At 56.2% G+C, this 14,744-nt stretch carries 17 protein-coding genes; 3 read left to right on the top strand and 14 right to left on the bottom strand.

Features of this window, described 5'->3' with window-relative positions; all coding sequences use genetic code 11:
• Positions 1-202: 202 nt before the first annotated feature.
• From rplL to rplK, 5 genes are all read right to left on the bottom strand, one after another.
• A complete protein-coding gene (gene rplL, locus AC2FLD_RS14790) occupies positions 203-577 on the bottom strand; it encodes a 50S ribosomal protein L7/L12 (protein WP_037314964.1) in 375 nt (124 codons plus the stop codon).
• An 80-nt stretch (positions 578-657) separates the two neighbouring features.
• Entirely contained in the window at positions 658-1,176 is a 519-nt protein-coding gene (rplJ, locus tag AC2FLD_RS14785; RefSeq protein WP_299642181.1) for a 50S ribosomal protein L10, read from the bottom strand.
• A 446-nt stretch (positions 1,177-1,622) separates the two neighbouring features.
• Positions 1,623-2,606, bottom strand: coding sequence for a glycosyltransferase family 2 protein (locus AC2FLD_RS14780; RefSeq protein WP_496669990.1), 984 nt, complete (start codon positions 2,604-2,606; stop codon positions 1,623-1,625).
• 521 nt (positions 2,607-3,127) lie between these two features.
• Entirely contained in the window at positions 3,128-3,826 is a 699-nt protein-coding gene (rplA, locus tag AC2FLD_RS14775) for a 50S ribosomal protein L1 (RefSeq protein ID WP_050605017.1), read from the bottom strand.
• 1 nt (position 3,827) lies between these two features.
• Positions 3,828-4,277, bottom strand: a complete 450-nt coding sequence (gene rplK, locus AC2FLD_RS14770) for a 50S ribosomal protein L11 (protein WP_037314971.1) — start codon at positions 4,275-4,277, stop codon at positions 3,828-3,830.
• Between the two features lie 450 nt (positions 4,278-4,727).
• On the opposite strand from rplK, the gene AC2FLD_RS14765 reads away from it, so the two are divergent.
• The 3 genes from AC2FLD_RS14765 to AC2FLD_RS14755 all read left to right on the top strand — a co-directional run bounded on the left by AC2FLD_RS14765 (position 4,728) and on the right by AC2FLD_RS14755 (position 7,903).
• Positions 4,728-5,939, top strand: a complete 1,212-nt coding sequence (locus tag AC2FLD_RS14765) for a peptidoglycan-binding domain-containing protein (protein WP_496669991.1) — start codon at positions 4,728-4,730, stop codon at positions 5,937-5,939.
• A gap of 342 nt (positions 5,940-6,281) precedes the next feature.
• Complete coding sequence (locus AC2FLD_RS14760) at positions 6,282-7,142, top strand: hypothetical protein (RefSeq protein WP_496669992.1); 861 nt, start codon at positions 6,282-6,284, stop codon at positions 7,140-7,142.
• Positions 7,139-7,903, top strand: coding sequence for a hypothetical protein (locus tag AC2FLD_RS14755; protein ID WP_496669993.1), 765 nt, complete (start codon positions 7,139-7,141; stop codon positions 7,901-7,903). The genes AC2FLD_RS14760 and AC2FLD_RS14755 overlap by 4 nt, the downstream gene beginning before the upstream one ends.
• Before the next feature lie 120 nt (positions 7,904-8,023).
• Here the strand turns inward: AC2FLD_RS14755 and nusG are convergent, their stop codons facing one another.
• The 9 genes from nusG to AC2FLD_RS14710 all read right to left on the bottom strand — a co-directional run bounded on the left by nusG (position 8,024) and on the right by AC2FLD_RS14710 (position 14,732).
• A complete protein-coding gene (gene nusG, locus AC2FLD_RS14750) occupies positions 8,024-8,557 on the bottom strand; it encodes a transcription termination/antitermination protein NusG (RefSeq protein WP_050605041.1) in 534 nt (177 codons plus the stop codon).
• 188 nt (positions 8,558-8,745) lie between these two features.
• The gene (gene secE / locus AC2FLD_RS14745) at positions 8,746-8,943 is read right to left on the bottom strand and encodes a preprotein translocase subunit SecE (RefSeq protein WP_050605011.1); all 198 of its coding nucleotides are present in this window, start codon (positions 8,941-8,943) and stop codon (positions 8,746-8,748) included.
• A 91-nt stretch (positions 8,944-9,034) separates the two neighbouring features.
• Positions 9,035-9,193 carry a cbb3-type cytochrome oxidase assembly protein CcoS gene (gene ccoS, locus AC2FLD_RS14740; protein WP_496669994.1) on the bottom strand — a complete coding sequence of 53 codons (159 nt, stop codon included), beginning with the start codon at positions 9,191-9,193 and terminating at the stop codon, positions 9,035-9,037.
• Positions 9,194-9,198: 5 nt separating this feature from the next.
• A complete protein-coding gene (locus AC2FLD_RS14735) occupies positions 9,199-11,376 on the bottom strand; it encodes a heavy metal translocating P-type ATPase (protein WP_496669995.1) in 2,178 nt (725 codons plus the stop codon).
• A gap of 3 nt (positions 11,377-11,379) precedes the next feature.
• Positions 11,380-11,838, bottom strand: a complete 459-nt coding sequence (locus AC2FLD_RS14730; RefSeq protein ID WP_496669996.1) for a FixH family protein — start codon at positions 11,836-11,838, stop codon at positions 11,380-11,382.
• Positions 11,839-11,840: 2 nt separating this feature from the next.
• The gene (gene ccoG, locus AC2FLD_RS14725; protein ID WP_496669997.1) at positions 11,841-13,268 is read right to left on the bottom strand and encodes a cytochrome c oxidase accessory protein CcoG; all 1,428 of its coding nucleotides are present in this window, start codon (positions 13,266-13,268) and stop codon (positions 11,841-11,843) included.
• Between the two features lie 106 nt (positions 13,269-13,374).
• A complete protein-coding gene (locus tag AC2FLD_RS14720; protein ID WP_496669998.1) occupies positions 13,375-13,512 on the bottom strand; it encodes a hypothetical protein in 138 nt (45 codons plus the stop codon).
• Positions 13,513-13,686: 174 nt separating this feature from the next.
• Complete coding sequence (gene ccoP, locus AC2FLD_RS14715) at positions 13,687-14,550, bottom strand: cytochrome-c oxidase, cbb3-type subunit III (protein WP_496669999.1); 864 nt, start codon at positions 14,548-14,550, stop codon at positions 13,687-13,689.
• Positions 14,547-14,732, bottom strand: coding sequence for a CcoQ/FixQ family Cbb3-type cytochrome c oxidase assembly chaperone (locus AC2FLD_RS14710; protein WP_050605006.1), 186 nt, complete (start codon positions 14,730-14,732; stop codon positions 14,547-14,549). The genes ccoP and AC2FLD_RS14710 overlap by 4 nt, the downstream gene beginning before the upstream one ends.
• Positions 14,733-14,744 lie beyond the last annotated feature (12 nt).

Raw genomic sequence — 14,744 nt, 5'->3', positions numbered from 1 at the left:
GCCCCGGCATCTTGCACAATCGAGATAACACGTCCGGATCAATTCATGGCCACCGTCCCGAAGGCAGCCTCCCGATCCGAAACCGTGCCTTAGAAAACGCCCCACGTGCTGAGGCCCTTTCTAAGACAGGTTCGGCTGGACCCGAATTTCTCCGGATCCAGCCAAATATTACGATACGTCAGCGACGTATCTGTCGACTGACTTAGGCCAGCTCGACTTCGGCGCCAGCTGCTTCCAGCTTGCCTTTGACTTCTTCGGCTTCGTCTTTCGACACGCCTTCTTTGATCTTGCCGCCAGCTTCGACCAGTTCCTTGGCTTCTTTCAGGCCCAGACCGGTGATGCCGCGAACTTCTTTGATCACGTTGATTTTCGAAGCGCCGGCGTTCTTCAGAACGACGTCGAATTCGGTTTTTTCTTCCTCAGCTGCGCCACCGGCGTCGCCGCCAGCTGCCATGACAACTGCGCCGCCAGCTGCGGGCTCGATGCCATATTCGTCTTTGAGGATGGTTTTCAGTTCTTGTGCTTCCAGCAGGGTCAGACCCACGATGCTTTCTGCGAGTGCTTTCAGATCAGCCATTTTATCAGCTCTTTCCGTTTTACAGTGTGTGTTCCAACGTCAGGGCATTTGCCCTACGCAGATCATTCAGTGCCAACCGCTTACGCAGCTTCCGCCTTCTCTTCGATGGTGGAAAGGATGCTTGCGATGTTGCTTGCAGGTGCGCCAATCGCGCCGGCGATGTTCGAAGCAGGTGCGCCAATGCAGCCCACGATCGAAGCAATAAGCTCCTCGCGAGACGGCATTTTCGAAACTGTTTCGACGCCTTTGCGGTCCAGAGCGTTCTCACCCATTGCGCCACCAAGAATCTCAAAATTCTTGTTTTCCTTGGCGAAGTCCTCGGCCACCTTGGCTGCTGCCACGGGGTCTTCGGAATAAGTCAGAACGGTCATACCCGTCAGCAGGTCAGCAATGCTTGCACATGGCTTTCCGTCGAGGGCGATTTTGGCGAGCCTGTTCTTGGCAACACGCACGGCGCCACCCGCGTCACGAGCACGTGCGCGAAGGTCCTGCATCTCGGCAACTGTCAGACCGGCGTAGTGCGAAACCACCACGACGCCAGAGCTTTCGAAGATCTGGCCGAGTTCCTCGACCACTTTCTCTTTCTGGGCTCTATCCACAGTTCTCTCCAAGTTTGGGGCGATATCTCACCCCGGCTCATATTTGCTGCGGCTTGCGCCCCAGCGTTCAGGTCCGTTGTTACGGGGTTGAGCCAAAATTCGCCCGAGGGCCAGAGCCCCCGAAATTCTTTGGTCTTACCCGTCTCAGGCAGGGAATTAAGGGGCCGAATGGCACCACCCACCGTCTTGGACGAAACAAAATAAAGCGCACGACGAATCGCACGCTTTATTTCGCAACCCTACTTAGGGCAGTTAGGCGGGGTTTCCAAGAGGTAAATCGCGATGAACGATTGGACGGCGCGTGACTAACCCGGGAAGTTGATCTTCAGCGCCGCCCCGGAACCAGGTAGAATGGCAGGATGGCGCGCGGCCTATACTCTAAATCAGTCGGTCAGCGAGACAGAAGCTCTCGAACGGTGCTTAAATGATCAACAAGCTCGGCAAGATTATCCTCTTTCGAGAGCCCGAAAAACGCTATCTTTTGCAAGATCCAATTTTTTACATTTTGAGAAAACAGGAGCCATACCCCACTTCTCTGTAAACCTTGCTTTATCCGCGTGCATAAGGGATTCGTGGCGACTGGTTGATGCAGCATAGGGAACAGGCAGGTGCCAGAAGAGTACAGATGTGTCAGCCAGGATTTGGAGCTTTTTCTTCCTGCACTGAAGAAAAAAGTCAAACCACTCAAAAGCGAAACCGTACCGGGTGTCAAAGTGCACTTCCTTAAAGACAGCTCTTCTGGCAAGCATTGTGGGAAGGCATTCATCAACTCCGACTGTAAAAGTTTCGCTAAGATCTAATAGAACCGGCGTTTTGACTACAACTTTCTCTGGTGAACACGAGGGGGAGAGAGAGTAGTTATTTCCGACGGCGCGTGTATAAATCGTCGCCCCGGACTCGAGGACATCAGCCGGAGTATCAACGTTTTGCCGATCTGAAGCGATTTTGGAGTGATCAGGGTAACTTGCCTCCAACCAGGCACCGGAGACGATATCTGCGTTTGCACGATTAATTAAGTTGAAAAGCCTAATTACGGAAGGGGTACACACATGGTCATCATCCAAAAACAATAGAAAATCACTTTTGCTGTTTTCAACAAGCCATCGACGTGACGCCGATGGGCCAAGGTTTTCACCGATATGCGTTACTTCCGCTCTGTGATCTCGTGAAATCTGATCGTACTCTGACTTAATCCAAGCCGGAGCGCTGGCCGGAGTGCTATCAGCTACCAGAATGCGCGGCTTGAAATCGTCGAGTAGCGCGAGGGAGTCCAGACACCTATGGAGGCACTCAGGGCGGGAATTAGTTGGGATCAGAATATCCAAAGATTTCCTACGTCGATTCAATATATTAAGCATTCCAGCCAATCTTATCCAAAAAGGTACCCCGCCGGTCACTGTGCATTCCTCATCACCGCTTGGCAATGTCATTCAAACTCGGGCATTCTTCGCGCCATCAGCAACATTCTGCATCTCAGGCGATTTTTTATCTGAACGACTTAGGCACAACCGTCCATCGACGGAATTTAGCAATCACTTAGGGCCCAGGCATGTTCAATTCTGACTTAGTTTTAGATCTGTCTTCTCATTCTCCGGACATCGGACGCCTGACAGTTTCGCAGCCGGAACTAGAGTTAGTCAGGATTCATCAATGCCCATAATTTTAGCGATCTCGATCATACAATTGCTGTTCTAGACACGTTCACAACGACAGCATAATCGTCTCGAAACTGACTTTAAGCGGCACTACCAGGGCTTGATGTACCTGCGGTTCCCGACCATGAACAGCCAGTTTTGTAAGGAGGATGTCACAGCGCATTGTATTAGTTGTGCTCCGCGGAAATCAGAACTGATCTCCTAATCAATTTCCCCTAACTACCAATCGGCCCTTGAAAAAATCCCGGGCAGTTCGCACCACCCGGGATCAATTTTTCAAAGCTGAACGCCGGTACTTATTCGCCCGATGCTTCCGCCACGTCCAGAGTCACGCCAGGGCCCATGGTCGAGCTCAGTGCGATTTTCTTCATGTAGGTGCCTTTGGCGCCCGACGGTTTCGCCTTGGCCACAGCCGAGACAAAGGCGCGGACGTTTTCGACCAGCTTGGCTTCGTCGAACGACGCTTTGCCAACACCGGCGTGTACAACACCGCCTTTTTCCGCCTTGAACTGAACTTCACCACCTTTGGCTGCTTCCACGGCCGCTTTCACGTCCATGGTAACGGTGCCAACCTTGGGGTTCGGCATCAGGTTGCGGGGGCCCAGAACCTTGCCCAGACGACCGACGATCGGCATCATGTCCGGGGTTGCAATGCAGCGATCGAATTCAATGGTGCCGCCCTGAATGGTTTCCATCAGGTCCTCTGCACCAATGATATCCGCGCCAGCTTCTTTCGCTTCGTCCGCCTTGGGGCCACGAGCGAAAACAGCAACGCGCATCGCTTTACCGGTGCCGTTCGGCAGACCGATAACGCCACGAACCATCTGGTCCGCGTGGCGCGTATCAACGCCCAGGTTCAGTGCGATTTCGATGGTCTCGTCGAATTTCGAGGTTGCATTGGCTTTGACCAGGGCAACTGCTTCTTCGACCGACAGGTTTTCCTTGCCAGCGACGGCTTCGCGCGCAGCGCGGGTGCGTTTACCAAGTTTTGCCATCTTACTTCACCTCGATGCCCATAGAGCGGGCCGAGCCCAGGATGATCTGCATTGCGCCTTCGACGTCGTTGGCGTTCAGATCTTTCATTTTGGCTTCGGCGATTTCGCGAACCTGCTTGCTGGTCACGGTGGCCACGGTCTCACGACCGGGATTTTCCGCGCCACGGGGACGGTTCCGCTTGCCAACCGGCTTCAGGCCAGCGGCTTTTTTCAGGTAATAAGACGCGGGCGGCGTCTTGATGTCCATGGTGAAGGACTTGTCCTGATAATAGGTGATCACGGTCGGGCAAGGCGCGCCTTGCTCCATGTCTGCAGTCTTGGCGTTGAACGCCTTGCAGAATTCCATGATGTTGATGCCGCGCTGACCCAGCGCCGGACCAACTGGCGGCGACGGGTTCGCCTGACCTGCAGGAACCTGCAGCTTCATTGTACCAGCAAGCTTCTTGGCCATTTGGTTTTCCTTTCAACGTAGGTGAAACGCGTTCCACCCGGTTTATGTTGCGTGGTCCGATCCGGGATCGCGATCCCTGCAATCTCCCACGAGAGAATCTCGCCCGAAGACGATAGTGCGGCATCTATAGCGGAACGGAAGGGTTGGCAAGTGGGCCGCACCCCAATTCGGAATCATAGAATCGGCCCCACGCGTACAAAGCAAGGCGTTGGCTTCGAGGGGCACTTCGCAAGCGATCCTTTCGGTCATTCCAGAAAGGCTCCGGACGCTCAGCATCCCACGATACGATAAGGCGTTAATAACTTATATTACATGGAAAAACACCGCCGCAAAACACGCAAGCTGGCTGGCAAACAACCCGAGCTTCAGCCATTCAACAGCTTTGATACCCGCGCGCGGCTTGGCTGTGCTATACTCTGTGAAAATAGTTATTTCTGGTGGAGGTTAATTATGATTTTTCGTTTAGCAGCAACACTTGTCATTGCAGTCTCTTTCGCCGCATCCACGCCTCAGACAGCCCAAGCAGACGCCGGTGACTTCCTCGGCGGAGCCGTTGTCGGCGGGGTGGTAGGTTACGCGATCGGAAAGGACCAGCAGAAGAAAAAGGCACGGACAACAACCCGAACGTACCGACCGGGCATTCCGTCGACCACACAAGGGGCGCAAACCCAAACGGCGCTCAACTATTTCGGCTATAACGCCGGGCGTGTCGATGGCCAGGTCGGTCGTGGCACCCGATCAGCGATCGAGCGCTATCAAGCTACAATGGGTTATCCCGTGAACGGGTATGACCTCCAGCCGTATCAGTACGACTTTCTGATGCAAGCCTACTACTGGGCGACAAGCGGCGGACAAGCCACAATGCAACTTTCGGGCCAGCCTCTCCTTATGGCGTATCGCCAAAAACTACATAGCGGATCTGCTGTGGCTGCAGCACCTCAGGCGCCCGCACAGACCACACCGGTTGCTACGCCTCAGGAGGTCGAGCCAGAGACGGCCACTGCCGAAACACAATCTGCCAGTCTGCCGAGCCTGTTTTCCGGCGGAACTGGAGGCCCATCGCTGGCCAATCGCTGCAGTGGTGTCATGCTGCAAACATCGACCAATGGTGGCTATACAACTCTGTCGAACATGCCCGACCCTGACTTCGCGCTCAGCGAGCAGTTCTGCCTTGCACGTAGCTACGCAATGGCGCGCGGCGAGGAACTGCTTCAGGATGTTCAGGGGTTGACGCCGGATCAGGTGGCGGCCCAGTGCGACTCGTACGGCGACATGTTGGCACCGCAAGTTGTCGCCTTGTCTCTCAACTCGAAATCTGACGCGGAGACCCAGATGCGCAAGCTTGCGCTGGATTCCGGACTTAGCCCCGAAGATCTTGCAGCAACAAGCAAAGTCTGCCTTGCGATTGGCTACCGTCAGGACAACATGGATACCGCTGTTGGTTCTGCGCTTATGCTGGTCGCTATGGGTGAACCCGCCTACGGAGAGCTGATTGGTCACCACCTGCGCGAAGGCTTCGGCGTGCAGGAGCGTCGTGATCTGGCGATGCAGTGGTATGATGCGAGCCTTTCGGCACTCGACGCCGGATCGCAAGCCGTATTCTTGCCGTCCCAGACCGATCGCCCACAACTGCTGCGCGCGGCTATGGTTCAGGCGCAGTAGATTCACACATAGAAAACCATTTTTAAAAGTACGCCGCGGAGCCTATAGCTTCGCGGCGTTGCTAAAGTCGCTCTGAGCATGGTGCATTCAGCAAAGCTCCGTTTGATCCACACCTCTTCTCACCAATGAGTTTTGTGCGAAGGCGATAACATCGGCGATGATATCGGACCGAAGACGTTGGAAAGAGACTGGCGAAATACTCCAGAGCAACCGTATTTGGCTCTGATTGGACCCAATCGCCAGTATTTTCATGCGAAACAAAAAGTTTTCAAAGACATACGTTGCTTAAGAAGCACCGGTGGGTATCTTAGGGCAACTTGGTTACAGAAGGGGCGGTCTGGGATGGCATCATCTCGACTAAACAAGGGGCTACTGGTCAGCGTTCTTATTGCTATGTTGCCCGGATGCGGCAGCAAAGCCCAAGATCAGGGTGCGGTGTCCGAGACAATTGCCCAAACCGAAGCGTCCAAAAACGCTTCGTCACTCAACACGGCAGGAATTGATCCCGCCACCTATGCCGGTCGCTTTCAAGTCAAATTGACCAAGAAAGTTCCCCTGCGCGACATTCCCGTGCCCTTCACCGTCTACGGCGGCCTAGAGGAATCCAGCCCGACCCGCCTGCGATTGCGGGCGTTCATGGACTTGCGCGGATTGCAGGAAAAGGCGCCTCAGATACTGACTGGCCCCTTGGAAGAAAGCTGTAAGCGCCAGATCTATCTCGAGATCCGAGATGTCACCGCAATCGGTGAAACCGTAAAGGTTGAGGGTTCAGCCCGTGCCCGGTTTACGCGGTGCAAGCGAAATGAAGAACCTGGCTTTCGGTATTTCGGGGCAACGGTGGATGCGACTGCTGTCGCCAAAGCCGAAGTTAAGGGCCAATGCCTTGTCTTCAGTATCGAAAGCGCTGACCTCAGACCGCGCGGGTTCATCGGAGCTGTTACCAACCTTTTCGGCCTGACCAACCGTATCAACGAAGCTGTTCTTGAAAAGGGTGGTGAGTTCTTGGCAGCCAATCCGGTTTGTCCGCCACTGCCTGAAGAGTTTTCTGTGCTTGATCCGATTTACGAGACCGGTGGAACGCGCGAAATTGCACAAGGAGGAATGGGCGCTGCTGTTGTCGGATCAGCCGATGTAAGCGCCGAGACGATAGTTAAAGTCCTTGCCGGGTTAAAGGAACTTGGCGTGTTGGAGTTTGCTGAATGAGACTTTGGTTTATTCTTCCAGCCCTGTTGGCAGCTTTTCTGGACGCCCGAGCACCCGGTGCGCAAGAAGTGGACTTTGTCATCGACGCAACACTACCCGTTCGCGATACCGAACTGCCATATACGCTTGATCTGAACCTCACCGCTGCTGCGCCCACTCGGATCGGGGTTGGTGCCCTTCTCGATCTGCGCGAAATTCAGAAAATTGTGCCTGAGCGGTTGGCTGACAATGCGATCGTCGACAATTGTGGTCTGCAAGTCCGACTTGACGACTTGAGCTTCAAAGCCGAGGACGATGCGATAGATCTGGATGGTGATGTAACGGTCACGATCTTCGAATGCAGCCGCACCAGCGAACGCGACTTTCAGCGCGGCGAAGAAAAAAGAGCTATCTTGGCCAAAATGTCCACCGAAGCAACTGTCGAACTGCGTGATAACTGCGCCTATTTCAAACTCATTGATCTTACACTCACGGCCCCCGAAGAACAGCGAGAGCAACTGCTGGAAGACGACACTTTGGACTCCGTAAAGGAGTTGATGTTGGCCGCCGTGGATCTTGTACTGAACGAAACCCCGTTATGCCCGGAACTGCCGGCAGAGCTTGCGTCACTTGATCCAGCGTATGAAAAAGGCGGCCCGCGTGAGATCGGAGAAGGCGGTCTTGGCGTTTTTCTGGACGGATCCGTTGATGTCAGCCCTTCGACAATCCTCGACATTCTGACAGTTCTTCAACAACAAGAACTTATTCCGGGCCGACCCTAGCAAAGACTACGCCTTGCCGTATGGACCGCTCCTTGGTGCTGGTTGAAAAAGTGGGGCATCAAAACAAAAAAACGCCGCGATGCTCGAAGCAACGCGGCGTTTATAACAAGCATAGAGTGCTTAGCCCTGTTTGGTCACCTGCGTAAAGTCCAGCTCGACCGGGGTTTCGCGACCAAAGATCGAAACCGAGACCTTCAGTTTCTGGTTGTCGTCGTCCACGCCCTCGACCATGCCGTCGAAATCCTCGAACGGGCCATCGTTGACCTTGACCTTCTCGCCGATTTCGAAGGTGATCATCAGCTTGGGTGCTTCTTCACCTTCCTGAACGCGGTTGAGGATCTGGTTCACCTCGGCGTCGCGCATCGGCATTGGACGACCCTGCGGGCCCAGGAAACCGGTGACGCGGTTGATCGAGTTGATCAGGTGATAGCCCTGATCCGACATTTCCATATGCACCAGCACGTAGCCGGGCATGAAGCGGCGTTCAGTCGTGACTTTCTTGCCGCGGCGCACTTCGATCACCTCTTCGGTGGGCACCAATACTTCGTCGATATCGTCCTCAAGGCCCTGCTCAACCACCGACGTGCGGATCTGTTCTGCGATCTTCTTTTCGAAATTCGAAAGAACGCTGACCGAGTACCACCGTTTCGCCATGAACCTGTCGTCCTTGTCTGTCTTCGGGGTATCGCGCTTGCCGGATACACCCGTCATTAAAATCCTGTCACGTTATCCGGAATAAAAAGCGGCGCGCGGCCCGAATCGCCACACGCCTATTCCGAATAGTCCTGTGTCAACTACTCTGACATTGCCCGCTGTGCAAGGGGGCAGCCGCGTTTCCGCGCTTAGCTGAACGCGCCCAGGATCAGCTGAAGGCCACCCCGGATGCCCAGATCGACCAAAGCAAAGAATACAGCTGTAAGGGCTGCCATGATGAAAACCATAACCGTGGTCAACAGCACCTCGCGCCGGGTCGGCCAAACGACCTTGGAAACTTCGGCGCGGACTTGCTGAATGAACTGAATCGGGTTGGTGGTGGCCATTTGGCGTGTTCTCTCTGCTAGCGGATGGCCCGGACATAGCCGGGCATTGCGGCAATTTCAAGAGCAGTTGGATCAACTCTGCCCTGAGCGATCAGGGTTTGGGTTTGTCGTCCCACTCATCGTTCAGAATCCGACGCGCATCGCCTTCGGGGTCTTCATACTGGTTCGACCGGACGGTGTAGACAAAGGCGACCAGACCAACGCCGCCCAGCAACAGGGAAATCGGGATCAGGTATGCAAGAACGTCCATCCGGTTTACCTCAGGCGCAGGGCGTTGAGCGACACGGTGATAGACGAGGTCGACATCGCCAGCGCCGCAATCAGTGGTGTTGCAAGTCCAATCACCGCCAACGGTACGGCAATCACGTTGTAGACGGTCGCGATGCGGAAGTTTTCGCGAATGCGTTTTGTCGCCTTGACCGCCGTGTCACAAGCGTCCGCGATGGGGGACAGGTCATTGCCCAACAGCACAATGTCTGACGCCACCCGCGCCGCGTCCAGCGCTGACGCCGGTGAAATCGATACATGCGCCGCTGCCAGAGCAGCCGTGTCATTCAGACCGTCGCCTACCATCAAGACATGGTGGCCCTGATCGCTGAGCTCCCGAATGCGCAGCGCCTTGTCCTGCGGCAAAGCCTCGGCAATCCAGTCGGTGATCCCCAGCTTTTCAGACAATGCGCGCACAGCCCCCTGCGAGTCGCCGGACATCAGAACCACATGCTTGCCTGAAGCACGCAACGCGTCGACCGCCTCGGCCGCACCCGGGCGCAACGCGTCCGAGAAGCGGAAAGCCAAAGGTGCATGATCGCCAATCGCCAGCCAGGCTGAGGTTTCATTGCCCTGCTCTGCCCCCATCCAAGCCGCCCGACCCAGACGTACGCGTTGACCACGGTATTCGCCTTCGGTGCCGTATCCCGGAACCTCAACGACACCCCGCACGTTGGCAGGTTTGATCCCGGCCTCACGCGCGGCTTTCGCCAAGGCCACGGACAAAGGGTGTGCCGATGCCTCGGCCAGCGCCAGGGCAACTTCGACCTTTGCGCGCGTGTGATCGCCAAGATTGACCAGTTCGGGTGCGCCCGAAGTCAGGGTACCCGTTTTATCGAACACCACCGTGTCGGCCTCGGACAGCCGCTCCAGCGCGGTTGAATGTTTGATCAACATGCCCTTGCGGAACAACCGGCCCGACGCGGCGGTTGTCACCGCTGGAACAGCCAGACCCAGGGCACAGGGGCAGGTGATGATCAAAACCGCTGCCGCGATGTTCAGCGCTGTGCGGATGTCGCCCGAATAAATGTACCAGCCCACAAAGCTGAGCGCTGAAAGGATATGCACGCCGGGCGCATAAAGCTTGGCCGCCTTGTCTGCCAACGAAGTATAGCGCGACCGCCCGGACTCAGCGATTGCCACCAGATCCGCCATGCGGTGTAGCGACGTATCCTCACCCACAGCTGTTGCACGGAGTGTCAGGGGACCGGTCAGGTTGACCTCGCCCGCGCTGACCAATTGGCCGGTTTCGGCAAACACAGGCACCGTTTCTCCGGTCAGCAGTGACCGGTCCAGTTCGGACTGGCCAGACATGATCTCACCATCCACGGGCATACGACCACCGGGGCGCACAAGGATCAAATCGCCCACCATCAGTTCAGCAACCGCGATCTCTTGCTCTACGCCATCTACCAAACGGATGGCACGCGGCACCTCAAGCGCCGTCAGCTCTTCGGCGGCAGATCGGGCTGCGGCGCGGGTGCGGTAATCCAGATAACGTCCCGCCAGCAGGAAGAAGGTCAGGGTCAGGGCCGCATCGAAATAGGCATGCTCGCCGCTCAGCGCTGTTTCCCACAGTGATGTAATCAGCGCCAACAGGATCGCCAGCACAATTGGCACATCCATATTCAGACGGCGGACGCGCAATGCGCTCCAGGCATTGGCAAAGAAAGGCTGAGCCGAGAAGGCAATGGCTGGCAGAGCAATCGCGGCAGAGATCCAGTGGAACATATCACGCGTGGCGTCCGTGGCACCCGACCAGACCGACACCGACAACAGCATCACGTTCATGGATGCAAACCCGGCCACCGCCAGGCGCATCAGCAAGTCGCGCCCTGCCTTGTCTGTCTGAGTGGCCGACAAGGCACCCGGATCAAGCTCATGCGCTTCAAAACCGGCTTTCTCGAGCACCGGGATCAGGTCGACAGCGCGTGTTTCCGGCGCAGCCTTGATCATCGCGCGTTTCAGGGTCAGGTTCACCCGCGCATCTTCAACACCGGGATGCGCGTTCAGTTCCCGTTCGACCGTCGCGATACAGGCCGAGCAGTGAATGCCTGGCAAAGACAGGGCAAGCTGCACGTCCTTCGGTATGGGCTGGGCGGGTTCCGCCGGGGCCGCAAGGCAGCCCGGGCAGGCTGCGGTACCGGAAGAAAGCTGCGCCGTCATCGCTTATCCCTTCACATAGAGCGGAACGCGCTGCGAGAACTCGGCGCCATCACTGTCCCGCGCCACCAGACGAATGTTCCAGTTGCCTTCGCCCAACGTGGCAGGCGCGGCATAGGTCGTTCCGTCAAAGATGAAATCCGGCGCGAAATCCTCGCGCACATGGGTCGCTCTGCCCACAACGGCGTTCAATTCACTTACCTGAACCGGCGCGCCGCTTTCGTCGGTGATGTGAAGGATCAGTAACCCACCTTTGGTTTCGGCCTGAACAGTCCAACCCAGCGTTTGTTGTACTTTCAGACGCTCGTTGAATTCCTGACTGGCCACGTATGAATTCTTGACCTCAAGCCCAGGGAAGGTCTTGACCGCGCTGTAGGCCAAGACAAGGTTCACGGCGATGATCACGCCAAAGGCACCGACAAACACCGCCAAAGCGTGTTTTCCAGTGAACTTCCGTTCCGACATGATCAGTTCCCCCGTCCGTTAAACGTGGTGTCCTTGTAGGCCCGTTCACCGCTGCTCAGGTCTTCGACCCAGATGCGCACCGGTGTCGAGTCCGCTCCCGCAGGGCCCGAGTCGCGGGACGAGATAATATACACACGGGTCAATTGTGCCGTATCCACCGGAACATTCACAGTGTGCAGGTTCGTGCCCTCGATTTCCAGTCGCATTGCCGGATCCCCGGTCAGAGACAGAGTGAACAGACGATCTTCGCCATGTTTGTTACGCAGCCGCACGTCGTAGGTGTTGCGGATCGTACCATCGGACAGGGTCACAAAAGTCGGGTTGCGTACCGGTGCAACAGTCAGATCGATTTCCGAACGGATGAACAGCGCAAAAAGCAAGGCAAAGCCCACCAGCGACCACATGGCCGTGTACATGATTGTGCGGGCGCGGAATACGTGTTTCCATACGTTTTTAGGCGGCTGGCCCGACCGCTCGCGCGTTTCATCGCTAAGGGCCATGTAGTCGATCAGCCCACGAGGCTTACCGATCTTGGCCATCATGTCGTCACAGGCATCAATACAGAGGGCGCAGGTAATGCATTCAAGCTGCTGACCATCGCGAATGTCGATCCCGACAGGGCAGACATTCACGCAGGCCATGCAGTCGATGCAATCCCCCAACTCGGAATCCGCTGTCCGCTTGCCTTTTCCCCGCGGTTCGCCCCGCCATTCGCGATAGCCGACTACCAATGTATCTTCGTCCATCATTGCCGCCTGAATGCGTGGCCAGGGGCAGGCGTAGATGCAGATCTGTTCGCGGGCGAAACCGCCAAAGAGGAACGTTGTGCCGGTCAGGATCAGCATCGTCGTATATGCCACCGGATGCGCATTGCCTGTGACCAGATCCATCAAAAGCGTCGGGGCGTCTGCGAAATAGAAAACCCAGGCCCCTCCTGTCGCCAAACCGATCAGAAACCAGACGGCCCATTTCGTGGCCCGCAGACGGGCCTTGCGGAAATCCAGCTTTTCCTGGCGGTGCAGGCGCAGGCGGGCGTTTCGATCCCCTTCGATCCATCGCTCAACAAGAATGAACAAGTCGGTCCAAACCGTTTGCGGGCAGGCGTACCCGCACCAGACACGCCCAAGGGCCGAGGTGAACAGGAACAGACCCAGACCGGCCATGATCAACAGACCTGCGACAAAGTAGAATTCGTGGGGCCAGATTTCGATCCAGAAGAAATAGAACCGTCGATTCGCCAGATCCAGCAATACCGCCTGATCCGGCAGACTGGGACCGCGATCCCACCGGATCCAGGGCGTCACATAATAGATGCCCAGTGTCACAATAAGAATGATCCATTTCAGGTTCCGAAACGGCCCTGAGACACGTCTGGGAAAGATCGGTTCTCTGGCTGCGTAAAGGCTGGGGGCGGGATCGGAATCGCTCACTGGCTGGCTCCACAAATGGGTCTTCTGAAGGCGTCTTGTTCCAGATCACGGTCAAGCGAACTTTGACATGGGTCAAAACGCGCATCGAACAAACATCTTTCGCAAGTCAGGCGATCTCTGGCGCGTCGGACCAGACATATTTTGCCCGGTTTTCACTCATTTTAGCAGAAATACGGCTTTTGTCGCGATACCAGCCCAGTTGCGCGTCTGCCGCCCGCCACATGCCGACCAATTGTCGCAGCATGAGACCTTAGTCATCTGAACGCAGCGACCCAGCCCACGCAGCACCAGTCTGTAAGACTGCACAATTGGAATTTGCGGAAAGTGAGCACCGGCTGTTCAGGAAACGCGCGAACAGATGGAACAGCCGGTGCCACAGCCTTCGGGCAGCGAACCGCCCGAAAGTGTTCTTTGTAACTTACTGACCACCGCCCAACTGGTGGACATAGGCGGATACTGCACGGATCTGCGCCTCGGTCAGGCGAGTATCCCAGTTCGGCATGACGCCAAAGCGGCTATTGGTCACTGTTTCGGTCAGAGCCTCTTCGCTGCCGCCATAAAGCCAGATGGCGTCGGTCAGGTTCGGCGCACCTTGGAAGATGTCACCTGTGCCTTCCTCACCATGGCAGGAAGCGCAATTGTCGTCGAAGACAACCTTGCCCGCCTGCGCCGCTGCATCGTCGGTCTGAGCGTTGCTCAGCGACATGACGTACTGCACCACCTGCGTGATTTCATCATGCTCAAGGATTTCTCCGAAGGCAGGCATCTCGGAATAGCGCGCATCGTCGCTTTCTTCGTTCCGGATACCATAGCTGACAGTGTAGACGATATCTTCCATCGTACCACCCCAGAGCCATGCGTCATCCAGCAGGTTCGGGAAACCAGGCGCGCCCTGTGCACCGGAACCGTGGCACTGTGCGCACCAGGTGCGGAATACGGCACCACCAGAGTTCACAGCATATTGCTGAAGTTCAGCGTCCTTCGCGATGTCTTCCAGCGGTGTTTCCACCAACTTGGCGTTCCAGGGCGCATTTGCCTCTTCGAACGCGACCATCTCCTGCTGTACCAGTGCCCGTGAAGACCACCCCATGACGCCAGCGGTTGCTGATTGCACCAGTGGCCATGCAGGATACATGATCGTGTAGATCACGCCCCAGACAATGGTCACATAGAATGTCCATAGCCACCAGCGCGGCATCGGGTTGTCGAACTCTTCGATCCCGTCCCAGCTGTGCCCGGTTGTATTCGGATCACCCGGCTGTTTTTCAGGTGTCTTGCTCATTGCCGCGCCTCCTTGGATGTGGCGGGTTTATCTTGATGCCGGAAGGGGATGTTGGCAGTGTCCTTGTATTCCTTGCTGGCACCGGGACGGAAAACCCAGATGACGATGCCAACGAAGAAGGCGAACAACAACAGCAGCATCCAGCTATCCGCGAACTGCCTGAGAATTGTGTATTCTTCCATCACTATCCTCCT

This window comes from Ruegeria sp. CDSA021 (genome assembly GCF_059612325.1).
The sequence above is the reverse complement of the archived record's forward strand: the minus strand, read 5'-3'. Positions and strand labels throughout refer to the sequence as shown.

Coding starts and splice junctions, on each gene's coding strand:
- rplL (WP_037314964.1), bottom strand. CDS start 577: ATGGCTGATCTGAAAGCACTCGCAGAAAGCATCGTGGGTCTGACCCTG.
- AC2FLD_RS14780 (WP_496669990.1), bottom strand. CDS start 2,606: ATGACATTGCCAAGCGGTGATGAGGAATGCACAGTGACCGGCGGGGTA.
- rplA (WP_050605017.1), bottom strand. CDS start 3,826: ATGGCAAAACTTGGTAAACGCACCCGCGCTGCGCGCGAAGCCGTCGCT.
- rplK (WP_037314971.1), bottom strand. CDS start 4,277: ATGGCCAAGAAGCTTGCTGGTACAATGAAGCTGCAGGTTCCTGCAGGT.
- AC2FLD_RS14765 (WP_496669991.1), top strand. CDS start 4,728: ATGATTTTTCGTTTAGCAGCAACACTTGTCATTGCAGTCTCTTTCGCC.
- AC2FLD_RS14760 (WP_496669992.1), top strand. CDS start 6,282: ATGGCATCATCTCGACTAAACAAGGGGCTACTGGTCAGCGTTCTTATT.
- AC2FLD_RS14755 (WP_496669993.1), top strand. CDS start 7,139: ATGAGACTTTGGTTTATTCTTCCAGCCCTGTTGGCAGCTTTTCTGGAC.
- nusG (WP_050605041.1), bottom strand. CDS start 8,557: ATGGCGAAACGGTGGTACTCGGTCAGCGTTCTTTCGAATTTCGAAAAG.
- secE (WP_050605011.1), bottom strand. CDS start 8,943: ATGGCCACCACCAACCCGATTCAGTTCATTCAGCAAGTCCGCGCCGAA.
- ccoS (WP_496669994.1), bottom strand. CDS start 9,193: ATGGACGTTCTTGCATACCTGATCCCGATTTCCCTGTTGCTGGGCGGC.
- AC2FLD_RS14735 (WP_496669995.1), bottom strand. CDS start 11,376: ATGACGGCGCAGCTTTCTTCCGGTACCGCAGCCTGCCCGGGCTGCCTT.
- AC2FLD_RS14730 (WP_496669996.1), bottom strand. CDS start 11,838: ATGTCGGAACGGAAGTTCACTGGAAAACACGCTTTGGCGGTGTTTGTC.
- AC2FLD_RS14720 (WP_496669998.1), bottom strand. CDS start 13,512: ATGCTGCGACAATTGGTCGGCATGTGGCGGGCGGCAGACGCGCAACTG.
- ccoP (WP_496669999.1), bottom strand. CDS start 14,550: ATGAGCAAGACACCTGAAAAACAGCCGGGTGATCCGAATACAACCGGG.
- AC2FLD_RS14710 (WP_050605006.1), bottom strand. CDS start 14,732: ATGGAAGAATACACAATTCTCAGGCAGTTCGCGGATAGCTGGATGCTG.